Below are 22,120 nucleotides of genomic sequence, written 5' to 3' on the forward strand. Positions count from 1 at the left end.
TGCCGGGGCGCTTTTCTCCTAAAATGCTATCGGGTTATGCCATAAATGGGTATAACTCGACTAGTTATCAGTAGTTGGAGAAGTATTGTGGATTTATCTCGTATTCCTGCTCAACCTAAGCCAGGAGTGATCAATGTGCTGATCGAAATCCCCGGCGGCAGCAAGAATAAGTATGAGTTTGATAAGGATCTGAATGCGTTTGCTCTAGATCGCGTTCTGTTTTCATCCGTTCAGTATCCCTATGACTATGGGTTTGTGCCCAACACCTTGGCGGATGATGGCGATCCCCTTGATGGCATGGTGCTAATGGATGAGCCTACATTTCCTGGGTGCGTTATTGCCGCTCGTCCCATCGGTATGCTTGAAATGATCGATGGTGGCGATCGCGACGAAAAAATCTTATGTGTTCCTGCTGAAGATCCTCGTTATGTAAACGTAAAATCCTTAGATGATATTGCATCTCATCGTTTAGATGAAATTGCAGAATTCTTTAAGACTTACAAAAATCTAGAGAAAAAGGTAACTGAAATTCTTGGCTGGAAAGGTGTAGAAACGGTTCAGCCCCTAGTTGAACAGTGCATCGCCGCTGCCAAGTAAGCGGTTCGTCACTTTTCCGTGAATGCCAAAGATTGTTGATTTTGGTAGGTTTAGGGCACGAGCCCTTAGCTCGTGCTGCAGACATTTCCACAAATTGACCATGGCTTAAGTTATGGCCAACTGCTGGATGCATCCAGCAGTTGGCTGCGCCCATAGTTGTTAGCTAAAGCTTCCAGGGATCATCTATGCCTTGAACTATGGGCGCCAAGCTATAAGTATCCTACGGGCACATCAACGTATAAAATGTGTCCCTAGAGTCCACAGTTGAAAGACTTGCAATAAGTCGATTCAACTGTGGTTTTATTGCATCTGCTATTGCATCTACTTCAATACTTTGGGCATACAAAACGTAGTGAGTTCTAATCGGGGTGAGGGCAGCCGACTATGAAAGTGCGTGCAATTTGGACCTACACGCTGTGAATGCAACGGCCTCTATGCTGGGCAATCAAGATGTACACAAGTCCCAATTAAGCCTCGCAGTAAAGTTTTGGGGGGTGCGTGGCAGTATCCCAATACCCGGGGCGGCCACATCAGCCTACGGCGGCAATACCGTCTGCGTCGAAGTTTTAGCAGACCAGCAGCGATTTATTTTTGATGGGGGCACCGGCCTGCGGGCCCTAGGGGAAACCCTTTGCCAGATTCCTGGCCCAGTAGAAGGCCACCTATTTTTTACCCATACCCAATGGGACCGCATTCAAGGCGTACCCTTTTTCTGGCCTGCCTTCGAACCGGGTAATCAGTTTCATATCTATGGCGGCACCGCCACCAACGGAGCCTCCATTAAGCAATGTTTGTCCACCCAGATGCTGCAGCCAGGGTTTTCGGTGCCCCTGCAAACCATGCAGGCATCCCTGGCATTTCACAACATTTTGCCCGGGGATACCATCCGCCTAGGAGATGTGACAATTGAACCCATTGGCTTAAGTGGCGGCAGAAACGCCTTGGGCTATTGTTTGCGCCATGGCAATAAATCAGTGGTCTACGCCACCGATACGAACCATGAGCAGATGAACGAGAACCTGCTATTTCTCGCCCATCAGGCCGATTTATTAATATACGATGGCACCTACGTTGACATGTGCCATCAGATTACGTCCCAATCATCTACACCGCCGTGGCAAACTGCCATTGAGCTAGCCCAGGCTGCCCAGGTTAAGCAGTTGGTTTTGGTGCACTACGGCCCTCGCCAAACCGATGAAACCCTAGATGCATTGGCAGATAAGCTACAAAAAATTGCCCCCACCGTGTCCTTGGTGCGTGAAGGGATGGTAATAGAGCTGCCCTAGACACCGCTCTTCAAAATTTTAATTAGAGAGGGTTACGGGAAAAGTTGCTATTCCGACTGGGCCGACGATTGTCATCGCCTTTGGGTTTGGCTTTATTAACCCGCAGTTCGCGCCCCAACCATTCGGCGCCGTCAAGTTCGGCAATGGCCAGGTCTTCCTCTTCGTCTTTAACCATGTTGATAAAGGCAAACCCGCGCCGCTTCCCGGTTTCGCGATCAACAGGTAACGTAATGCGAGCAACTTCGCCGTATTCTACAAAGACATCCCTAATATCGTCTTCAGTGGCTTGGAATGACAAATTACCAATGTAAATAGTCACGGTTATTCTCCAATGATAGATATCCCAACTGCGCTACGCCAGTAATGCAGTTCATTCGGGTGATATCATACCGCACCGCTTTTGGCCTGATGAGATCATGCTGATGAATTCATCACTTCCTTACCAAAAATCATCTGTTTTGCTAAGGGGCCACGCCACCACCATGGCCGACTACATTGCTTTATCTTTCTCAAGAAAGTTGTATAGAACTCCCAAGATTAATCAAGTCTTTTCAGCTTGCACATCAGTGATCCCAGATCTACGCAACATACTTGGATATTCACCAATACTTGCTACCTGGTGAATAAGGAGAGCCCATCATGCACACATTTGAAGTGTTCGTTGACATAAAAGAGTGCGCTGGCAAAAATAATGCCACCAGCCGCATTATGGCCACCCGCTACGAAATTAATGCCAATGGACGTACCGACGCCCACGATTCAGCCCTGTCTAAGGCTGGCCAGGACTATCCTAGGGCCACCGAATACGATATCCGCATTACCCGTCTTCTTAAGTAACCGTTTTCTCAACGTTTTCTATCTATGGCAGTTGGCTATGGCAAACGGACTAATGCAAGAACACTTGCCCCACGTTTTCCCTTAGCAACGTCCAAAATATATAACCTGTACCTCCCCGGTGTAGCCCATGGCTAGGCCGGGGCTATAGTTTGGGACTATAGTTTGGGGCTATGGCGGCAGGTCCACTCAAGGCGACCAAATAAACGTTTCAATCGCATAGGCTAAGCGTCTCAGGTCGTGCTTATCCAAACGTTCCATCGGGTTGCGGGCGATAATTCTACGGCCAATGTCATCGGCAGCAATACCCTGGGGCACCGTAATAAATGACCAATCCACCAATGTGCGCTGCCACAGATGGTATCTCACCGTTTTAGTCAGCAGCTTAATGGGCTTAAGCCCAGTTTGAATCAGCACCTGATCAGAAAACCCATTAACATGGATCAGCGTATTTTTAGGGGACGATAGCCGAATCACCATCACATAGTTCCACCGCCACAGCCCCACCCGCTGCCGGTATACGTGCACCTGCTCAATGTGGCTCAAGCGGTATTGATTCAACCGGCGCTGCCGTTTGCGGCCCCGGGGAATCTCATGGACAACCGTAAACAGGTTGGAGGCCTTATTAAAAATGCAGGTGGCCACCTCGGGGTACAAAATAGGCACAAAGGGCTCTAGCAAAATTAACAAAATGCCAAAGGCCATAAAAATCAGCCACATGATCGGTGCCTGGCGATAGCCCAGCCAAACCATTAGCCCCAAACTCAGGGCACCCAAGCGGGCCAGATGGGTAACCCCTCCAGCAATATGGGGGCGACCCCAATTAGAAAAGCGCACAACCAGCTCTCGGTTGTTCTGTCGTAGCTGTCTCACTTGGATTGATTAACCGCACGCAGATCGCGCTTGTTAAGATAATTCATCTGTACTGAAGGGCAACATCCGTTATACTGCCTCTGATTCAATCTGTGACTAAGGTATCAAACTCTTAGTACAACCTTGAACTGATTTCAATCGACTTCCCAGGCTGCTGTTTACTTAAACCATCCAATCATGGGGTTCACCAACGTTTTCGATGGCGTCGCTTAAGTTTTCCGATTCTGAACAGTCCGATGCTGCGCTGCTGGGCCTTGACCTGGGAAATAGGGCTCGTAACCAGCTCAGTGAAAAGGATCAGGCCGTCCACAATTGGTATCGTTTTGTCCTATCGTTTCCGCCCCATTTGGTCAGACATTATTTGCAGCGGTTCTCCGCTAGCGCCAATACCCTTGTTTTAGATCCGTTTGCCGGTACCGGCACCACCTTGGTGGAAGCCCAAAAGCTAGGGATTCCGGCCCGAGGTATCGAAGCTAACCCAATGGCTCATTTTGCCTCTAGCGTAAAGTTAGACTGGTCGGTTAAACCAGACGACTTGCGAGCATCTGCCCGGCAGATTGCTAACCTAGCGCACCATGAGCTGACGCTGCTGCTAGACCTGGCACCGGCCCTACCGACAGATGCCGCCGCCCTGCTATTCAAAAATGCCATTAGTCCTCGTCCCCTACAAAAGATTCTAACCCTGTTGGGGTACATCGATCGGGAACGGCACCCCAGCTGGCACTATCAGCGGCTGGCCCTGGCAAATGCGGCCATTCCGGCCAGCAACCTACGCTTTGCCCCCGAGGTGGGGGTGTCTCGCAAACAGAAGGCCGATGCCCCGGTGGTGGACCTGTGGCTAAAGCGGATCGAAATGATGGCCACCGACCTAGACACCATCGGCCAGGTGCCCCCGCTGGGCAGGGTGCATTTGGGGGATGCCCGCCAACCCCATCGTTGTTTGCCCCCCCATTCGGTGGATATGGTCATTACGTCTCCCCCTTACCCAAATGAGAAAGACTACACCCGCACCACTCGGTTAGAGTCTGTGCTGTTGGGGTTTTTAGAAAATAAAGCGGGGCTACAGGCGGTGAAGCACGAGTTGCTACGGTCCAACAGTCGCTGCGTGTATAGCGACGATACGGACGATCAGTGGGTGCAGAAGTATCCGCAGATTTTGGCCTTGGCGAAAACCATCAATCAACGGCGGACGGATTTGGGTAAAACCAGCGGCTTTTCTCGGCTATATGCCCGGGCAACAACCCTATATTTTGGGGGCATGGTGAAGCACCTGGCCAATTTGCGCCCCTGTTTGCGACCGGGGGCACAGCTGGCCTATGTGGTGGGGGAACAGGCGTCTTATTTGCAGGTGCATATTCCCACGGGGTCGTTGTTGGCCACCATTGCGCAAGATTTGGGCTATGAGCTGGTGAATATTGATCTGTTTCGGACCCGGCGAGCGTCGAAGACGGAGGTGGATTTGCGGGAGGAAGTTGTTGTGTTGCGGTGGCCGGGGTGACCCACCCCAAAGCCTTAGCAAGGGGGATAAAAGGCACTTCCCCCTTGCTAAGGCTCAATCCGATAGCTCAACACTAAGGGCTGTAAATTCAAGGTTTCCGGCGCGCAAAAGTTGACTTCTAACAGACCCACAATATCTTTCGGCTGTGGATTGCCACGGTTCTGTCCGGTGGCCCCGGCGGCAATCACAATGGCGCAGCGTCCCTTGCTTTTGGCCTGTTGTTTCTGAAATTTATCTAGGGCTTCGGAGTGCTGGGGGCTGTCCATGTCGTATTCATGGAAAAGATGCAGACTGGTGTCCCCGGCCTGCCAGATGCCGAGTTGAAAGTTGATTTGGTTAAATGGGTCGTGACCGGGGTTAAAACAAATGGACCGTAGCCCCCCCATGGTCTGAATACGTTCTACCAGAGCTTGGGCCTTGGGCCGTGAGGTTTGAATAATGACAACGGGGCAGGCGGCTTTGGAGGCTTTGATCTCTGTGGGCAGGGGCTGGTGATGGGTTTTGTTGTTGCGCAGATGTTTTAATTTGTCGGGCGTTAGCTTGGTGAGTAAAATCAGGGCACCGTTGGGCACAAGATCATCATTGAGCATGGGCACCAGGCCCATGGGATCATCGTCGTCATCCAGGCTGAGCTCGGTTTCTTCTAGCAGACTGGCGGATACGTCTGGCAAGGACTTGATGGTGACCGCACATTGCTTCGGACCCTCTTCTTCCAGGGGGTTGGGAACGCGAAACGTTTTTGTGATGGGTTCTAAAACGTTGAGGCTGTCTGGGGCTTTTTTAAAGAATCGGTTGAGGGCAGCTAGGGCAATAATCAGAGTGGCGGCTTCGGCTTCATCCAGGTCGTGGCGCAGCCCTTCTAGGGGATGGATACTGCCAAAGTCGTAGTCAGTGGGTTCTAGCTGGCCGGGGACATCTACTTCGTAGTTGAGAAAGAAACAATCTTGGGTGAGAAAAATCTGTTGTAGCATCTGGGGAGATGCACCAGGGGATAGGAGGCCGTCGCTGCGATCGCAGGCCAACACCCGCTCTCGAAATTGCAACAGCGACTCTAAACTCCGATAGAACAACAACCCATAGTCCACATCCGCCATGCCCAAAATCGACACATATAGGGTGTCAATGTCCCAGCGTTTGACCTCAATGGCCAGCAGTTCTTGCTCACTTAGCAAATACCACGGAGCCTCATGCCATAGGGCCAAGGCCTGCTCACACAGCTGTTCAGCATAAACATCTGGCAAGGAAGACGCCGATGGCACTTGAGATTGCAAATGCTCAAACACCTCATCCAACCAAGGCAGCTGGGGGCGATAGGCCACATCAACATCTAACTCTTGCAGCACCCCCCGCAAAAAAAACTGTAGCTCTCGATCGTTGACAAACACCGTTTGCGGACGGCCCGGTTCCGCTGGCCCTTGGGGGTTTTCCATGGCCTTGAGCAAACTGCGAGCCACCGCCTCATGGCCGCTATCGGCAGCAACAATATCAACATTGCGTACATACCCCTGTTGGCCATCAATCCACAATATATAGTCCCGCGTTTCACCAGCCCCATTGGACAGAGAGCAAATTCCCCCTTCCCAAATATTCTTGGTTTTAGGCAACTTTTGAATACGACGACGGGTAAAAGGACTCAGGGGAGGCATACTTAGGCGAGAGTAGCAACGTGAGAGACGAGAGGAACGCTGACGGACAGATTCTATTGTGAAAAAGAATGGTCACAATAGCCATCAGCCTAAAGATTTGCTCAACTATTTCAACGCAGAGATCCAGAGTAGACAGTATCAGCGGGATTTAGTCAATGAAAATCATTAAACCTCTAGACAATCTCCGCCAAAGGCTGAGCTAAACTAGACTCAACTAATAATGCAATAAACGAACGACCCATGACCCAAGCCACCCAATCGCAACAGGGCATCATGATGACCGAAGCCGCCCTCAAGCATGTACTAGCCCTCAAAGAAAAGCAGGGAGACGACCTATGTTTACGGGTGGGGGTACGCCAGGGCGGTTGTTCTGGCATGTCCTACATGATGGACTTTGAGTCCATTAGCAATGTGACCGAGCACGATGAAGTCTTTGATTACGAAGGCTTCAAAGTCATCTGCGACAAAAAGAGCATGCTTTACCTATATGGTCTCATGCTGGACTACAGCGATGCCCTAATTGGCGGCGGTTTTCAGTTTACTAACCCCAACGCCGATCAAACCTGTGGCTGCGGCAAATCCTTTAGCGCCTAAGGGCTGGTTAACAACCAAATATCCAGGCCTTGTGCCTTGAACCCATGGCTTAACACACCTTTCAGGATCGACCCGTGAAGTAATTTTTTGGCAGATCCTAAGGCAGCTTAAAATGGGGAGGTTTTTTGAGCAGATACCTCCCCATGAGCCAAACCATTGACGAACTGTTTGAGGACGGACTTAATCGTTATCAATCTGGAGAAAGCGTCGATACGCTAATCCCGTTCTTTAAAGACCTATGCACCCAAGCACCGAAAAACAGCGCACTCTACACCTGTTTATCGTGGCTCTATCTTTTGGCTGACAAGCCCAAGGCCGCCTATAAAGCGGCCCAAAAAGCAATCAAAATCACCCCCCAAGATCCCCAGGCCCACATCAATATGGCCATTGCCATCCTGGATAGTGGCAAAAAAGGTGTGCGCGAACATGTGGAACTTGCCACGCAATTAGTGATGTCCGTGGAAGAAGTTCAAGACGATATTCGGCAGAATTTTAAAGAAGGATTAAGCCGAAAACCCGATTGGGACAACCTAAAACGCGTAGAAAAATGGATCTTCAATGGCTAAAACCCTTAGCCGAAGAGGGTTTTCCATGGAATAGCTAATAGAAAACACCCAAAAGGTGGTTAACACATTTTAACTAACTTTTGTTGAGAAACCTCTATTGGACCTGCCAAGAGTCGATCCGTTTCAGTTAGCAGAAATAGCCATTCTTTAGCTTTTTGTAAGGGTTGCGGGGCAATGATCCCCGCGTTTTTTTCGTCAAGTTATCTGATCAGATAACTTAATGCACGGACTAAAAAGGAACTGATAAGATTAAGAAAAGATTCCGATAAGTTTTCCTTTTTTATTGGAACTCACCCCGTTGCAAGGAGCCTCAAAATGGATAAGCGTGCTGTAGAAGTCAAGCCTGAAACGAGAAATCATAAGGGATTTTTTGTGCAAGATGGGCCGTATCAATTAATGGGAATTGAAAAGTCTGGTTGGGCTTTAATTTGTATTGATGAGTCAGTTTGTCACTACGTTGATCCTGATAATTTACAGGCATCCCATGGCCTGGATGTGGATGTAGTGTAGGGTTTCACCCCTCGTTCGGTAATTTTGATTGCGGTAAAACTCAACTTCTACAGTATGGCTATCCGTCCCAGGGCAGCCATATTTTTTTATGTTTTCTCTGTTTAAACCAGCGAGGAAATCAACTATTTAAGGCCAGCTTTTTGTCGACTTACAATGGCCGTTTCAAACTTCATTCTGGATGGGTTACTGTTTAAGTCCTAAAAAATTGCATCGAGATTAACGATACTTAATCGAGGGTTTATAGGCTAAATCGAGGCAGATTACCGCCCCGTTGCTTTTTGTAAATATTGATTAAAAGCGTCTTGATTTAGCGCCATTCGGTACAGCGCAATTCATGGTTTTTTATCGGCTATGGAATTGGCATTCCTGATTCGCACTATGATTTCAAATGGGCAAGTGTGGTTGCCAATGGTGGTCCGATTGCCCTATTTTTTACAATCAGCAACTGCTTTAATCTGCCTCCATGAAAGAGCGTTTAATGAACTGGCTCAATACGGCCCTAACCATCAACCTTTTCTTTGTGTTGTTTAGTTTTGGCTGGTTTGTAGTCGCCGTCGCAGGGCGAGCGGCCCAGGTGAATCTGGGGTTCGACCTGTGGTATAGCCTGTGGGATCCCCTGTTTATGCCGTCCATCAGCATTTTGATGGGGGGGGCCATTTTTAGCGGCATCGCTAGCTGGGTGTCTCGCCGCTTTTTTGCCTCCTAGGGGAACGGCAGCCCATTCCTAACTAAGGAAATTTCTGCGAGCAAGTCATCGACAAAGGGGCTAAACGTTATTTAGGCCCCAAGCCCGCAATTTTGGGGCTTGGGGCCTAGTTTCACCAAGGCTTGGGGGAATGGAGGAAGGGGGCCTCGATAGCCTGCGGGTTCCCTGTCTGGATCAATAGACCCTGGAATGCCAACGCATAAGCACCTTGGCCAACTGGGGAGGATCGTGTCGAATCATCCCCTCTGGGCTTTCATTCATCACATTGGCAATGACAATGCGACGGCCCGAGGCAATGACAGCATCTCGATCAAAGATGACGCGCTCTGCCCCTTCCTTGCGATAGCGTTCCAACGCTAGGGGGGACGGTGAGCGCTTCTGCACTAGCACCGCGTCAAATAGGCGGCGTCCACAGGCGCGGTCGATGGCGCGAATATGTTCGGACACACTGTAGTCGTCGGTTTCACCCGGTTCGGTCATGATGTTGCACACGTAGATCCGGGGCACCTGGGTCGATGCGATCGCATCGGCAATTTCTGGCACCAGCAGGTTAGGCACAATGCTGGTATACAAACTGCCCGGCCCCATGATGATGTAGTCCGCCTCCCGAATTGCTTCGAGCGCTTTGGGGAGGGCCGGCGGATCGGCGGGGGTGCAGCCAATATTCACAATGCGGCCCCGGGCCTTCGTAATATTGGATTCGCCATCAATGCGGCGGCCATCGTCCAGTTCGGCCCACAGTTTGACATCGCTCAGGGTGGAGGGCAGCACCTCCCCCCGCACCGCCAATACCTGGGAGCTCGCAGCAATGGCCTCCTCCCAGTCGCCGGTGACCTCATTCATGGCGGCCAAAAATAAGTTGCCAAAGCTATGGCCACTGAGGCCGCTGCCGCTGCTAAACCGATATTGAAACAGTTCCGTCACCAGCTTTTCTTGGTCCGCCAGGGCGGCCAAACAGTTGCGAATATCCCCCGGCGGCAGTCCCCCCATTTCCCGCCGTAGGCGCCCCGAAGAGCCGCCGTCGTCCGCCACCGTAACAATGGCGGTAATATTGGCGCTGTAGCGTTTTAACCCCCGTAGCATGGTGGAGAGGCCGGTGCCGCCCCCCACCACCACAATGCGAGGGCCTCGGTTGAGTTTGCGATGGTTTGCGATCGCATCCCACAGACTATTTTCCTGACTGTTGGGTAAGAGCACTTCCGTAATCACCCCCAGGGTGCGGCTTTGGCCCCAAATAATCAAAGACAGACCACACAAAATTGCTAAGGGTCCGCTAATATACCTGGGAATCAGCTGAGTGATGGTGCGCAATACCGTTTCCACAAACCGAACGGTAAAGAAAACCGGCGTCAATTTGAGCCAAATCATGGCCCCCAGACCCACCGTTAGCACCCCTACCGTACTTAAAAATAGCCAGCGTTTCACCAACAGGCCCGGCAGCAGCCAGCGCACCCAACGGTTATGCACCGGGGTTAGGTCCTTCGTTTCACGCCAAACAAATCGAATATTTCGCTTTAAAAATTTTCTGATTAAACTAATCCATAAGAGCATTTTGCTATCTCTCACGCCCTTTTCATAACCATGGGTTATCTTGTCATAAGCTGTCCCCAGCTTGTTAGTGAGTTGTAACAACCACCGCCATGTCTGTCTCCGAAGTTAACCTGATTGTTCCCCCGTCCCCTTACGATAAGGAAGAACCGCTGCTGGAACTAAAGGGTATTTCCAAGCAATTTGGCAGCAATCAGGTGCTAGATAACGTTGATCTAACGGTGATGCCAGGGGAGGCGGTGGCCCTAATTGGTCCGTCTGGCACGGGCAAATCTACTATTTTAAGAATCGTTGCTGGCCTATTGGCCCCCGACAGCGGTGATATTTTTGTGACCGGTCAGCAGCGCCAGGGCCTCATTGAAGATGCCAAGGATCCGATCAACATTGGCATGGTGTTCCAGCAGGCAGCCCTGTTTGATTCCCTCACGGTCCAGGAAAACGTGGGCTTTTCCCTCTATCAAAATTCCAGCCTACCCGACGCAGAAATCCGTGAGCTAACCAAAGAAGCCTTGGCCATGGTGGGGTTACCCAATATTTGCGATCGCTACCCCGCTGAACTATCCGGCGGCATGCGTAAGCGGGTCAGCTTTGCCCGCGCCGTCATTGCCAATCCCCAAGAAAATACCCCCAAGCCCACGCTGCTGCTCTACGATGAACCCACCGCTGGCCTAGACCCCATCGCCTCCACCGTCATCGAAGATTTAATTCGCAATATCCACAGCAACCGTGGCTGTAGCACCTATCTCATCGTCACCCACCAAGACAGCACCATTCGTCGCACCGCCGACCGCGTAGTCATGCTACACAAAGGATCGATCCAATGGATGGGGCCAGTCAGCGAAATAGACACTACGCCAAACCCCTATGTGCGGCAGTTTTTCAATGCCGCCACTGACGGCCCCATTCGAGTCGCCAATTGACGCCAAACCCCATTTTTTGAGTAATATTGACGGGCCCTATAATTTGACCCAAGGTGCGCGACTGGCTGTACCATCTACCCATCAACCCATAAGCAAACCATGCGTGCAAGAACCATTCGTGAAGGCTCTGTAGGGCTACTTATATTGGCGGGAGTAGCCCTGTTTGGCGGGTTGGTCATGTGGCTACGGGGGCTCACCTACGGCCAACGCAGCTACCGCCTGCTGGTGAATTTTGACAGTGCTAATGGCATCCAAGAAGGCGCTGCCGTTAGCTATCGAGGCGTACCGGTGGGGCAAATTGCAAAGATTGCCCCAGGGTCTAATACGGTCACCGTAGAAATTGAAATTAACCGAGGCGATTTACGCATTCCCGCCAATTCGATCATCAAAACCAGTCAGTCTGGCCTCATTGGCGAAACCACCGTCTCCATTCAGCCAGCGTTAACGGACAATGAAATCGATGATTCAATGCCTGGACCGGTGAACAGTGCCTGCAATAGCGATCTAATTTTGTGCAACGGCGATCAGGTGAAAGGATTAGTGGGGGTCAACTACGAAGACCTGTTGGAGTCCTCACAAAAAATCTCAGACGCTCTTTCTAGAACCCTTGAAGATCCCAATAGTGTCGACAATTTACGACAAATTCTAGAGAATACCAGCGCAATTTCCGGCAATGTTGTTGACCTAACCGATGAAGTTACCCTAATCACCAGAGATTTACGCACCCAAATCCAACCCCTATCCGCATCGGCTCAGCAAACCTTGGTGACCGTCTCCGGTGCCGCAGAACAGCTAGAGGCAAGCGCCGAACGTACATCGGCTCAGTTGGATCAAACCTTAACCCAGGTCAATGCACTCCTGGCTACTAACCAGGACAACCTCACCACTACCCTGGATAACATTAGCGCCAGCACCGGACAGCTGCGGCTAGCCATGGATACCCTCTCACCAGTGATTCAAGACGGGACCTTAGTAGAAAATATTGAGCTGTTGGCCAGTAACGCTGCCATTGCCTCCCAGGACCTGCGCACCATTTCATCTACCCTGGGCACCAGCGAAAACCTGGTGCTCTTGCAACAAACCATCGAATCGGCCCGAGATGTGTTTCAAAGTGCTCAAAAGATTATGGCGGATGTGGACACCTTGACCGGTGACCCCGCCCTGCGAGACCAGGTGCGCAGTTTGCTAATGGGCCTATCGGACCTGGTGTCCTTTACCGGGGAATTGGAAAACCAAACCGAGGTGGCCTCGGACCTGGTATCCTTTACCGGGGAATTGGAAAACCAAACCGAGGTGGCCGCAGAGTTTAATCAGCAATTGCAACAGGTGGCAGAGCTTGAAAATGCCCTGGCCAGCCCTGAAGATTTCCAGGTAGTCCCTGACGCAACCACCGCCGAAGCATTCACAGAAATAGAACCAACATCAGAATTTATTGAGGCCGAAACTGTTGGGGCCAATGATGCTGAAATCACCCAGCCCAGCCTGGTATTTAATGGAGAACGCTATATTACTGACCTTGCAGATCGGCCTTAATGCAATCTAGACGATGCTGCCTTGGGGGCATTAAAACAGAATAGAAAAACACCCCTGTCTTTCAACAACCCTGTCGCAGGAAGGTGTCTGTCTTGGTCTGTCTTGCGACAGACCCTGTGGAATAGCTTATCTATTGGCAAATACCGAAAGAACCCTCTACGAAATATGGGTTCAGCAGCAAACCTAAAGCTTGACGTTTTGTAAGCTCTGGCGGGGATTGTAGCTGCGTAGGTCCCGCAACTGCTCGTACAAAGCCCGTTCCTTATCCGTTACCGTCTTAGGAGCTTTGATCATCACCTTAACCAGCTGATCGGTCCGACTGCCCTTGGGCTTGGGCCAGCCCTTGCCCCGCAACCGCAGGGTTTGCCCAGAGCGAATGCCCGCCGGAATATTTACAGTCACGCTGCCGTCGGGGGTGGGCACGTCGATTTTGGCCCCTAAAACCGCCTCATCTGGGGAAATGGCCACCTCACACAGCAGGTTATTGTCCCCATCAAACTTGAAGAAGGCATGGTCTTGGATATCCACCGTTAGGTATATGTCGCCCCGCTGTTGGGTGTAGGGATTCATTTGCCCCTTACCCCGCAGCCGAATTTTGCTGCCCGGCTTTACCCCGGCTGGAATTTTTACCGTGAGGGCATCGCCACCAATGCGAAATTTCTTTTGAGCACCGTTAAAGGCATCCCCCATGGCCAGGGTAATGCTGGCTTCTTGATCGAACTGGGCACTGCTTGCCCCTGCGGCCCCGGGTGTTTCAAAGCCAAAGCCGCCGGGGGCACCCGTTGACTGGCGATAGCTGGTGCGGGCACCGCCGGGAAAGCCACCGCCCAAACCGCCGAGGAGCTCATTTAGCAGTTCGTTGAAGCTGCCGTAGTTGCTAAAGTCAAAGCCACCAAAGTCGGTGGGGGCAGCACCAGGTCGACCGCCACCTTGCTGCCAGTAGCGACCAAACTGATCGTATTTCCGACGTTTTTCGGGGTCCGATAAAATTTCGTTGGCTTCGTTGATTTCTTTGAATTTGGATTCGGCGACCTTATCCCCAGGGTTAACGTCTGGGTGATATTTACGGGCCAGCTTGCGAAAGGCACGTTTAATATCGTCTGTGCTGGCAGACTTACTGACCCCGAGAACTTGGTAATAATCTTTGAAGTCAGTTGCTGCCATAGCTTAAGCTCCTCGTTGCGATCGCACTGCGGCCAAGCCGCTGGGATATTTTCTTTGATTAGACTAGCAAAGCTTAGCTAGGAAAGAGGTTCGGTATTCCGCCGTCTTACATCTGTTTCATAATTATTGTTGCTGACTTCAGCCAAATTCTTAAACGTTGCCCACATTTTCCAGGGGCCAAAATCGCAGGGTGGCATGGCCAATCACGTTACCCATGGGCAAAAATCCCCAAATGTGGCTATCGTTGCTGTCGTTGCGATTGTCCCCCATCACAAACAACGTATTGTCAGGCACCGTCACTGCGTTCATTTCATAGGCGGGCTGGGCCAGGATATAGCCTTCATCCAGGGGCTGGTTGTTGCGATACACCTGGCCGTTTTGCACCCTCATCGTATCCCCCGGTAGACCAATCACCCGCTTAATAAAGGCTTGATCTGCCCGGTAGCCCACGGCCTGGAGCTGCGGTGGCGGTTCGAATACGACGATGTCGCCATGGTGGGGAGGATGGAACCGGTAGGAGACTTTTTCGATCAGCAGCCGATCGCCAATGCGGAGGGTGGGGTCCATGGAATTGGACGGGATAAACCGAGGTTCCGCAACAAATAGCCGGATGACCACCGCGATCGCAACGGCAATGGCCACCAGTTTGGCATTGGATTTAATTAATGTCTGAATCGGTGTAGTCGACGGTTCAGTTGATGGTTTTTGGTTGGTCATCCCAGGCCCGGCGAGAGTGCCTAGCAATTTTATAGCCTTACGCCCCTAGTTGGGTTTCCCATTGTGTGAAGGGTGGCGAAAGATTGCCAGCCGATGGAAACGACCGATTAGGCTGCCAGGGCAGCCCTATCTTTCGGGAATTAGGACTAGATCAATCCCATGGATTGCCCCAGAAATTCCTAATTAGCCTTGCTGAGCGGCTGAACATAGTCGGCCCGGGTGCCCCGGGCATCCATGGCGGCTCCCAATCCGTTGAGGGCATGGATGTAGGCCGCCGTGCGCACCGAGCTTTTATGGGCGAGGGACAGCTGCCAAATGGTTTCAGCGGCGGTGACCATCTGTTGTTTTAGCCGCTGGTTAACGTCGTCTAACGTCCAATACAAACCGCTGCGGTTTTGCACCCATTCGAAATAGCTGACGGTGACGCCACCGGCATTGACCAAAATATCGGGAAAAACCATGCTGCTGCTGGCGTCTAAAATTTCGTCGGCGTCAGCGCTAATGGGGCCATTGGCCACTTCAAAAATGTAGCGGGCCTTTACCTCAGCCGCATTGTCTGAGGTGATTTGGTTTTCCAAAGCGGCTGGAATCAAAATATCCACATCCAACTTCAGCAGGTCTTCGTTGGTAATCACCGTATGGTCCACCAGGCTGCACACGCTGTCGTCGCAGTACACCGCCTGCACGGCACGGGTTTCTGCTTTGAATTTTTGCAAACTGGGAATATCCAACCCCTCGGGTCGATAGATGCCGCCCCGGGAATCGCTCACCGCTACCACGGTGTAGCCCGCATCAAACAAATGGCGCGCTACGACGCTGCCCGCATTGCCAAACCCCTGCACCGCCACGGTGGTGTTCCCTGGGTCCTGGCCCTGGTGAGCCATCATGGCTTCTATCACATAGAATGCGCCGGTGCCGGTGGCGGTGTTGCGGCCGAGGCTGCCCCCTAGGGCTACGGGTTTGCCGGTGATCACCGCCGGGCTGCGTCGCCGTTGGATAATGCTGTACTGGTCCATCATCCAACCCATAATCATGGGGTTGGTGTATACGTCGGGGGCGGGGATATCGGTGTCGGGGCCGATAAAGTTTGCGATCGCGTCGATATAGCCCCGGCTTAACCGCTCCAGTTCCGCCTTAGAAAGTTCCTTGGGGTTAAGGGTGACGCCGCCCTTGGCCCCACCGAAGGGAATATTCACCGCCGCACATTTAAACGTCATCCAAAATGCCAGGGACTGCACTTCGTCCAGATTTACCTGGGGATGAAACCGGATACCGCCCTTGGTGGGACCACGGGTATCGTCAAACTGAACACGATAGCCATCAAAAACCCTGAGGGAACCATTGTCCATGCGCACAGGGATGGAGACTTTTAGACTTGCCTTAGGTGCCTTCAGGCGTTCTGCCGCATCGTCAGAAATGGTGACGTATTGGAGTGCCTTGTCTAGACGACGGCTAGCATCGGTGAGAAGAGAGTGTGCCATGGCTCTATTTTAGGGGAGCCCGCCCAGCAAATCGCCTAAACCCTGCTTTCTAGAGAGAAACCGCAACAAATTTTAATCGGTCGTAGAAAGATTGGCGCGGCATCATTTTATACTCAGCAGATATTATATGAGCAAATAATAACTGTTGATTAATGGCCGGAAACACCGTCCTGGGTCGTTAAGACCAGGGTGGCCAAACTCTCCTGGGGCTCTTCCGCATCCTGCGTAATTTGAAGTTCGGGCTTGTAATGTTTAAAGACCGTTTGAATTTGCTCCCTTAGACCATCCCCTTGCACCATCTGCCCCTCGGTGATCATTCCGGTGTAGATAGTTGCGATCGCAATAGTCATAGCAACCGCCGTAATGCATCGATTGATTGTTTCGCCGCCTTTGCCGCCGTTATTTGTTCCCTGCATGGACCCGCATCTGTACTTATATAAAGCTACTCAATTCCACGGTCAGCCCCCGGAGATTCCCATAGAATTTGCATACCCCTTAAGTAAACTCCTCCTTTTAAAAGATTGGTGTGAGTGCTATCACCAGAAGTTGATAAAACAATCACTCAACAGATTGGTGCACATCTCTGGTATGGGAAAGAGGTTTCCTCCCACTAAGGAGCCGTTCAGAAACTAATTCACGGCGCTTAATCCGAAAAGGCTTGTTAGGCCATGCTTTTAAGGAAAAAGACCCTGATTTTAATTTTTAACAAGCCCTAAATCCCCGCCAGCCCCAAACAATATGCAGCTCAAAACCGCAAATAGTGGACCAATCTAGCAATGGTCTGGGGCCTAAGCTGCAAGCGATGCTTAATGTCCAACCAGTCTTTGTAGGCACCAAAGCGTTGACGACAGTAAACTAAACGCTGCGCCAACGCCTGTTCCATCCCAGGAATGGCCATGAGTTCCCCGGCACTGACCCGATTCACATTTATTTGTCGCGGCAGAATAGCACTATCGGGGTCGTAATAATAAAACTTCACCATTTTTCCAAACGCCTGGAGCTGCGGCAAGCCCAGTCCCGTCACCGCAGCCACATCTTCCCAACAGGTCAACGGCACCCCCGTCCGACTCAATTCCACCAAGGTGCGCGCCTGGTGAATCGAAATCCCCGGCAACCGCAGCCAATCATCCACCGTGGCGCGGTTGGCATCGATACATACCCCAAGTTGTTCTCCCAAACGCACTTCATCAATCGACTGAAATCGATAGTAGCTATCTTCCCTTAGCTTGCGTTTCAACGGATTTAACTGGCCCTCTAGGGCATCTAGCCCCCGCAGGGCCTGCCGTACAATCAATCGTTTCCAAGTCTGTCGCTTACCCACGGCTCTCCTAAGGCATCTGCTCTAACAGACGGCGCCGCTTTTGTTCAAACTCATGTTCTGACAGCAGCCCTTCCTGGCGTAAACGCTCAATTTCTCGCAGACTGCTGGCCACCGCCTCCACCGTATTCCCCAGGGTGTCAGCCGTAGAGGCCTCCACCCCAGTGGTTTTAGCCGCCCAAAATTTCTTCTCTACCTGGGGCTCCACCAAATACCAAACCCCTTCCACCAGGCTGGCCACCCGAGGCACCTGGGTAAACCCCAACAGCAAATAAAGCAGACCCCAGCCATATTGCCCCCCATAAAACTTATGGATACCGGCAACAGGTATCGGCGTCGGCTGGATCGCTCCCAACAGTGCTAAGGCAGCGATAATTCGCTTATTTTTTTCATCATCTCCCTGAACCTTAGCCATATAAAGCCGTAGAACCTAGTTTTGCGGTCTATCATACTCAAAACTATCCCTGGGTGATACGACTAATTTCCCATGTCGTCACAATGTCACTAAAATCTACCCATCAACATTAGTTGTCTAATAATATGCATCTTCCTTATCCGCACACTTTTCAGCTGTAGGCTCTAGAATCTAGAAGGAGCATTAGGCCCCACAAATTTTGTAAAGGGTCTAAAGAATACGCCCTTGACAAAATTTGAGGCCCTATAATTTTCGTCTAACAGATAAAGCATGGAACTTCCAATCAACTGACAGGAGTCAGCAAGTAAGTATCTTGGTATTAGCCGGTCATAGCCATTCGGCAATATTCCTCGCACAACCACCGGAATCCAACCCCTTCACCCTGTTGATGAAGTATACGTGAGCCAGTTCTGACCCCACCTTTGCATGACCAACGCACAGTCATTTCAAGATGAATGGATCACACTTGCTGAGAAAGACCCCTATGCCGCCCTCGGTCTTTCTCTCAATGCTGAAGATCGTCGTATTTTAAAGCGCTATCGGCAGATAGCTAAACTCCTACATCCCGATGTGCAAGCTGGCAGCAATGCCCCCATTAGCCAAGCCTCTGAGCAATTAATCGCCCGCATCATCAACCCCGCCTACCAGCGTCTCAAGCAGGAAAAAAGTCGGTCTGAAGCATTGGCCAACATGCGCTTTCGTGTCCGCCAGTTGGACCGCCAGAGCAAGCTCACCCCATCGTTCGAAAGTGCTCAGCAGCTGTTACGTATTCCCGAGGCCGAAGTAGAAGTTTTTTACGAGAACACCGTTAACCAGCTAATTGCCCAGCAGTTTGACTCCACAGAAATGTTTGCTCGGGTTTTATCCGGGCTCAGTCAGCTCAACCTGGCATTTTTACACCGCAAAATTAGCCAACCCATTCGCACCAAGCGCACAGGCTTGGTGCCGGTGGACGAACCTAAACCCTCCACCGACGAGGGCGCAGCCGAACCGGCTACCAACGAGCCTCCAGTCATCAACTATGCCGAGAAGTATGGCATTCGCGCTCGCACCTATCTCAGCCAGCGCAATTACGATTTAGCCATTCAAGAACTGCGGGAGGCCCTAAAAATTATTCCCAACGGCATTGAGCTACATTCCATGTTGGGGCAAGCCTATCTGATGAAAAAGTCCTATGGCATGGCTCGAGCACACCTGAAACGAGTATTGGAGCTAAACCCCAACCACTCAGTCGCCTTAAAATATAGCGAGGTGCTAGAAAAGCGCATAGCCGAAAAACGCAAAACAACCAATCAAATACTTCAACCGGAACCCAAACCATCATCGTCAGAACAAGGATGGTTTAAGCGTCTGCTAGGTCGTTAGCAATGGGCTGCAGCCTATCTTTATCTCCATGGTGGGGATATCTCACCTTTGCGTCCGTAGCCAGGAGCTTTTAACCTGAAAGAGTAGTTGGCTAAAACGCCTAGAAAGATAGCAGATAGGCAACGAAACTAAGTCCCTGGGAGTACATGTATGAGCTTTTTTGATTCAGAGATCGTGCAGCAAGAAGCCACGAAACTCTTTCAGGATTATCAGTCCCTCATGCAGCTTGGTAGCAGCTATGGCAAATTTGATCGCGATGGCAAAAAGCTATACATCGAGCAGATGGAAAGTATCATGGACCGCTATCGCGTTTTCATGAAGCGATTTGAGCTGTCTGAAGATTTCACCGCCCAGCTAACCATGGAACAGCTGAAGACCCATCTGGGGCAGTTTGGCATGACGCCCCAAAAGATGTTTGAACAGATGCAAATGACCCTGGACCGCATGAAGTCCGAAATTAAAGAGTAATCCGGCCTGCCCCCTTCGACTCCGCTCAGGGGACGGACTTCGCCCAGGGGACAGATTCGCTCAAGGGACAGACTTCGTTCAGGGGACAGACTTCGTTCAGGGGACATTTGAAAGAAGTGGGCTATGTGCCCACACCCCTACGGACGAATAAACTCAGACGGGCGACGGAAGTTTTGCACCGGCTCATTGCGTAGGGCCTGCACCATATAGTCGCGCCAGATAGGGGCCGCATAGCTGCCGCCCGTGGCACTACGCCCCATGGGGCTATAGTCATCATTTCCAACCCAGACCGCCACCGATAGCTGCGGCACATAGCCCACAAACCACACATCCCGCTGGGAGTCCGTTGTGCCTGTTTTACCCGCAGCCGGTCGACCAATGCGGGCATTGGTGGCCGTTCCCCGCTCAATAACGCCCCGTAAAACATCGGTTAGGGCCGCCGTTGCCCAAGGATCTAATACCAGTTGGGGTTTCGGCGTGTTATCCAACAGCACATTGCCATCGCTATCGGTCACCTGGGCAATCAGTGTTGGGTCAGAGTGCCAGCCATTATTGGCAAAGGTGGCATAGGCCCCCGCCATTTCCATGGGCGTCAGATCCACCGCCCCCAACGGTAAGGAAATGACCGGGTCCATGGGGCTTTCGATGCCCAGGGTGCGGGCAATGTCGATCACCCGAGAAATCCCCACGGATTGACCAAGTTTGACCGCCGGAATATTGCGGGATAGCTCTAGGGCCCGCCGGATTGGCATATTGCCCATAAACGAGCCGCCATAGTTCTTGGGCGAATAGTAGCCAGAGCCATCGGGATAGGTAACGGGGCTATCACCGACAATACTGTCTGGGGTATAGCGGCCAGACGCAAACGCCGCATAGTAAACAAAGGGCTTAAAGGATGAACCGGGCTGACGGCGGGACTGCACAGCTCGATTAAACTGACTGCTTTCGTGCTCTACACCACCCACAATGGCCTTCACGTAGTGGGTGCGCGGATCGACCGCCACCAGGGCAATTTGGTCCGCCACCGCACCGCTGCCAAAGCGATTGATGTGGGCCCATTTCACCGTTTGCTTCGCCAGGGTTTGCAACTTAATGTCAATGGTGGTCTGCACCCGCATGCCGCCTTTAACCACAGCTTCTTGACCAAACTGTTCCTGCAGTTCCTGAACAACGGCCTCGGTTACATAGGGGGCCTTACTGGAAATAAAGGACGTGACCTTACCTAACCGTAGAGGCTGTTTTTTCGCCGCATCCGCTTCGGCTGGGGTAATCCACTTCAGCTTTGCCATGCGGTCAAGCACCAGGCTTTGTTCTCGCTTAGCCGCTTGGTAGTCCACAAAGGGGCTCAACCCTTCCGGTGCCTTGATTAGCCCCGCCATAAGGGCCGCTTCCCCCAGGGTTAGATCCTTAGAAGACTTATTAAAGTAGCTTTGGGCCGCCGTTTCCGCACCGTAGGTATTGTGTCCCCAATACACTTGGTTGAGATACATTTCGAGAACTTCATCCTTCTCGAAAATTTGCTCCAGTCGCAGGGACAACACCACCTCGGCCACCTTACGGCTGATGGCCTGCTGGGGGGTGAGAAACAGGTTTTTAATTAGCTGCATGGTGATGGTGGAGCCACCCTGGGCGGTGCCACCGGCCTGCACGTTGGCCACAAAGGCACGCCCAATACCCACGGGGTTGATGCCGCTGTGGGTATAAAAATCGCTGTCTTCCACAGCCAGTACGGCACGCTTTAGATTGGGGGAGATTTCGTTGAGATCAACAACTTCCCGATTGGCTTCGTCGTGGAGGCTATCGAGGAGGTTGCCCTCCATGTCGTAGATGTAGCTGGTTTCTGTGGGGATGTAGTTACGTAGGGCCCGCACATCCGGCAGATTTCGAAAACTAATGGCCAAGCCCACTAACCCGCCTGCCGCCACAGCACTGCACAGCATAGTTGCAGTCAGCAATGTAGCTCCGCTGATCTGGAGTACATCCTGAATGTGCTTCAGCAGTTTGGGTTCCCCTGTAATGGATAATGGAACTCGGGATTGACGAAGGGTATTAAATGCCACAGATACGCTACATCCTTACGT

At 51.6% G+C, this 22,120-nt stretch carries 23 protein-coding genes; 12 read left to right on the forward strand and 11 right to left on the reverse strand.

Features of this window, described 5'->3' with window-relative positions:
• Positions 1-87: 87 nt before the first annotated feature.
• Both IXB28_RS10790 and IXB28_RS10795 read left to right on the forward strand, forming a co-directional pair.
• Entirely contained in the window at positions 88-597 is a 510-nt protein-coding gene (locus tag IXB28_RS10790; protein ID WP_215618591.1) for an inorganic diphosphatase, read from the forward strand.
• 416 nt (positions 598-1,013) lie between these two features.
• Positions 1,014-1,883, forward strand: a complete 870-nt coding sequence (locus tag IXB28_RS10795; RefSeq protein ID WP_326521011.1) for an MBL fold metallo-hydrolase — start codon at positions 1,014-1,016, stop codon at positions 1,881-1,883.
• A 22-nt stretch (positions 1,884-1,905) separates the two neighbouring features.
• Here IXB28_RS10795 and IXB28_RS10800 read toward each other — a convergent pair whose 3' ends face one another.
• Positions 1,906-2,202, reverse strand: coding sequence for an RNA recognition motif domain-containing protein (locus IXB28_RS10800; RefSeq protein WP_215618592.1), 297 nt, complete (start codon positions 2,200-2,202; stop codon positions 1,906-1,908).
• 320 nt (positions 2,203-2,522) lie between these two features.
• On the opposite strand from IXB28_RS10800, the gene IXB28_RS10805 reads away from it, so the two are divergent.
• Complete coding sequence (locus IXB28_RS10805; RefSeq protein ID WP_215618593.1) at positions 2,523-2,720, forward strand: hypothetical protein; 198 nt, start codon at positions 2,523-2,525, stop codon at positions 2,718-2,720.
• A gap of 186 nt (positions 2,721-2,906) precedes the next feature.
• Here the strand turns inward: IXB28_RS10805 and IXB28_RS10810 are convergent, their stop codons facing one another.
• Positions 2,907-3,590: a hypothetical protein gene (locus IXB28_RS10810; protein WP_215618594.1), complete on the reverse strand. Its 684-nt coding sequence runs from the start codon at positions 3,588-3,590 to the stop codon at positions 2,907-2,909.
• A 199-nt stretch (positions 3,591-3,789) separates the two neighbouring features.
• On the opposite strand from IXB28_RS10810, the gene IXB28_RS10815 reads away from it, so the two are divergent.
• Entirely contained in the window at positions 3,790-5,088 is a 1,299-nt protein-coding gene (locus IXB28_RS10815; RefSeq protein ID WP_215618595.1) for a DNA methyltransferase, read from the forward strand.
• A gap of 47 nt (positions 5,089-5,135) precedes the next feature.
• Here IXB28_RS10815 and IXB28_RS10820 read toward each other — a convergent pair whose 3' ends face one another.
• Positions 5,136-6,734: a DUF6930 domain-containing protein gene (locus tag IXB28_RS10820; protein ID WP_215618596.1), complete on the reverse strand. Its 1,599-nt coding sequence runs from the start codon at positions 6,732-6,734 to the stop codon at positions 5,136-5,138.
• A 240-nt stretch (positions 6,735-6,974) separates the two neighbouring features.
• Between IXB28_RS10820 and IXB28_RS10825 the strand changes: the two genes are divergently transcribed.
• From IXB28_RS10825 to IXB28_RS10840, 4 genes are all read left to right on the forward strand, one after another.
• Positions 6,975-7,328, forward strand: coding sequence for a HesB/IscA family protein (locus tag IXB28_RS10825; protein WP_215618597.1), 354 nt, complete (start codon positions 6,975-6,977; stop codon positions 7,326-7,328).
• 143 nt (positions 7,329-7,471) lie between these two features.
• Positions 7,472-7,894: a hypothetical protein gene (locus IXB28_RS10830; RefSeq protein ID WP_215618598.1), complete on the forward strand. Its 423-nt coding sequence runs from the start codon at positions 7,472-7,474 to the stop codon at positions 7,892-7,894.
• Between the two features lie 315 nt (positions 7,895-8,209).
• Positions 8,210-8,404 carry a hypothetical protein gene (locus tag IXB28_RS10835; protein WP_215618599.1) on the forward strand — a complete coding sequence of 65 codons (195 nt, stop codon included), beginning with the start codon at positions 8,210-8,212 and terminating at the stop codon, positions 8,402-8,404.
• Positions 8,405-8,867: 463 nt separating this feature from the next.
• Positions 8,868-9,110: a hypothetical protein gene (locus IXB28_RS10840; RefSeq protein WP_215618600.1), complete on the forward strand. Its 243-nt coding sequence runs from the start codon at positions 8,868-8,870 to the stop codon at positions 9,108-9,110.
• A gap of 174 nt (positions 9,111-9,284) precedes the next feature.
• Here the strand turns inward: IXB28_RS10840 and IXB28_RS10845 are convergent, their stop codons facing one another.
• Positions 9,285-10,661: a gluconeogenesis factor YvcK family protein gene (locus IXB28_RS10845; RefSeq protein ID WP_215618601.1), complete on the reverse strand. Its 1,377-nt coding sequence runs from the start codon at positions 10,659-10,661 to the stop codon at positions 9,285-9,287.
• 89 nt (positions 10,662-10,750) lie between these two features.
• Between IXB28_RS10845 and IXB28_RS10850 the strand changes: the two genes are divergently transcribed.
• Positions 10,751-11,578 carry an ABC transporter ATP-binding protein gene (locus tag IXB28_RS10850; protein ID WP_215618602.1) on the forward strand — a complete coding sequence of 276 codons (828 nt, stop codon included), beginning with the start codon at positions 10,751-10,753 and terminating at the stop codon, positions 11,576-11,578.
• A gap of 99 nt (positions 11,579-11,677) precedes the next feature.
• Entirely contained in the window at positions 11,678-13,111 is a 1,434-nt protein-coding gene (locus IXB28_RS10855) for an MlaD family protein (RefSeq protein WP_215618603.1), read from the forward strand.
• A 183-nt stretch (positions 13,112-13,294) separates the two neighbouring features.
• Here the strand turns inward: IXB28_RS10855 and IXB28_RS10860 are convergent, their stop codons facing one another.
• The 6 genes from IXB28_RS10860 to IXB28_RS10885 all read right to left on the reverse strand — a co-directional run bounded on the left by IXB28_RS10860 (position 13,295) and on the right by IXB28_RS10885 (position 18,206).
• Positions 13,295-14,275 (reverse strand): DnaJ C-terminal domain-containing protein, encoded by a 981-nt coding sequence (locus tag IXB28_RS10860; protein ID WP_215618604.1) that lies wholly within the window; start codon positions 14,273-14,275, stop codon positions 13,295-13,297.
• A gap of 150 nt (positions 14,276-14,425) precedes the next feature.
• Entirely contained in the window at positions 14,426-14,992 is a 567-nt protein-coding gene (lepB, locus tag IXB28_RS10865) for a signal peptidase I (RefSeq protein WP_215618605.1), read from the reverse strand.
• 179 nt (positions 14,993-15,171) lie between these two features.
• Positions 15,172-16,473, reverse strand: coding sequence for a Glu/Leu/Phe/Val family dehydrogenase (locus IXB28_RS10870; protein WP_215618606.1), 1,302 nt, complete (start codon positions 16,471-16,473; stop codon positions 15,172-15,174).
• 149 nt (positions 16,474-16,622) lie between these two features.
• Complete coding sequence (locus IXB28_RS10875; protein ID WP_215618607.1) at positions 16,623-16,889, reverse strand: hypothetical protein; 267 nt, start codon at positions 16,887-16,889, stop codon at positions 16,623-16,625.
• Positions 16,890-17,218: 329 nt separating this feature from the next.
• Complete coding sequence (locus tag IXB28_RS16930; RefSeq protein WP_326521014.1) at positions 17,219-17,794, reverse strand: ComEA family DNA-binding protein; 576 nt, start codon at positions 17,792-17,794, stop codon at positions 17,219-17,221.
• Positions 17,795-17,801: 7 nt separating this feature from the next.
• Positions 17,802-18,206, reverse strand: coding sequence for a hypothetical protein (locus tag IXB28_RS10885; RefSeq protein ID WP_215618608.1), 405 nt, complete (start codon positions 18,204-18,206; stop codon positions 17,802-17,804).
• Positions 18,207-18,632: 426 nt separating this feature from the next.
• Between IXB28_RS10885 and IXB28_RS10890 the strand changes: the two genes are divergently transcribed.
• Both IXB28_RS10890 and IXB28_RS10895 read left to right on the forward strand, forming a co-directional pair.
• Positions 18,633-19,571, forward strand: coding sequence for a J domain-containing protein (locus tag IXB28_RS10890; protein WP_215618609.1), 939 nt, complete (start codon positions 18,633-18,635; stop codon positions 19,569-19,571).
• 150 nt (positions 19,572-19,721) lie between these two features.
• The gene (locus tag IXB28_RS10895; RefSeq protein ID WP_215618610.1) at positions 19,722-20,039 is read left to right on the forward strand and encodes a DUF1825 family protein; all 318 of its coding nucleotides are present in this window, start codon (positions 19,722-19,724) and stop codon (positions 20,037-20,039) included.
• Positions 20,040-20,176: 137 nt separating this feature from the next.
• Here the strand turns inward: IXB28_RS10895 and IXB28_RS10900 are convergent, their stop codons facing one another.
• A complete protein-coding gene (locus IXB28_RS10900) occupies positions 20,177-22,099 on the reverse strand; it encodes a transglycosylase domain-containing protein (RefSeq protein ID WP_215618611.1) in 1,923 nt (640 codons plus the stop codon).
• Positions 22,100-22,120: the final 21 nt, after the last annotated feature.

It is taken from the genome of Leptothoe kymatousa TAU-MAC 1615 (genome assembly GCF_018739865.1).
GTDB lineage: Bacteria > Cyanobacteriota > Cyanobacteriia > Phormidesmidales > Phormidesmidaceae > Leptothoe > Leptothoe kymatousa.